A 554-nucleotide genomic window follows, 5' to 3' on the forward strand; every position below is an offset into this window, starting at 1 on the left:
CGCGCGAACCTGCCGGGGGCACAGGTGCACGTGGGCGACCTGTACGCGGCACTGCCGGCGGCATTGCGCGGCCGCGTCGACGTCCTGGCCGCGAACGTCCCCTACGTGCCCACAGAGGAAATCACGTTGCTGCCGCCCGAAGCCCGCCTCCACGAAGCACCGTGGGCGCTCGACGGCGGCCCTGACGGCCTGGCTGTCATGCGGCGGGTCGCGGAGGGGGCGTCGGACTGGCTCGCGCCGGGCGGGTCGGTGCTGGTGGAAACGAGTGAGCGGCAGGCGGAGGCAGCGGCCGGGGCCTTCGAAGCGCGCGGACTGGTTCCGGCCATCGCCCGTTCCGAGGAGCACGCCTCCACGGTGGTTTCCGGCACCCGGCCGGCGGGTTGAACGTGGCGGGGACGTTGCATGAAAGCGGCAGGAACGTTAAATGCCTCCGGGGCACCTGTCCAATGACAAGTGCCCCGGAGGGGTGGTTCCTGGCTGAAAGCCAAACCGGCCAGGCGAGCCGCGGGAGGCGCGGCCTGCGCGGAGGCTAGCCGCGGGTGTGGCGCGGCTTG

At 72.6% G+C, this 554-nt stretch carries 1 protein-coding gene; it reads left to right on the forward strand.

Going from position 1 to position 554, the window contains the following annotated elements:
• On the forward strand, positions 1–384 hold a 384-nt coding region (locus AC5RUJ_RS18085; protein ID WP_494156497.1), incomplete at its 5' end, for a class I SAM-dependent methyltransferase.
• Positions 385–554: the final 170 nt, after the last annotated feature.

Source organism: Arthrobacter sp. Y3223164, from assembly GCF_059091005.1.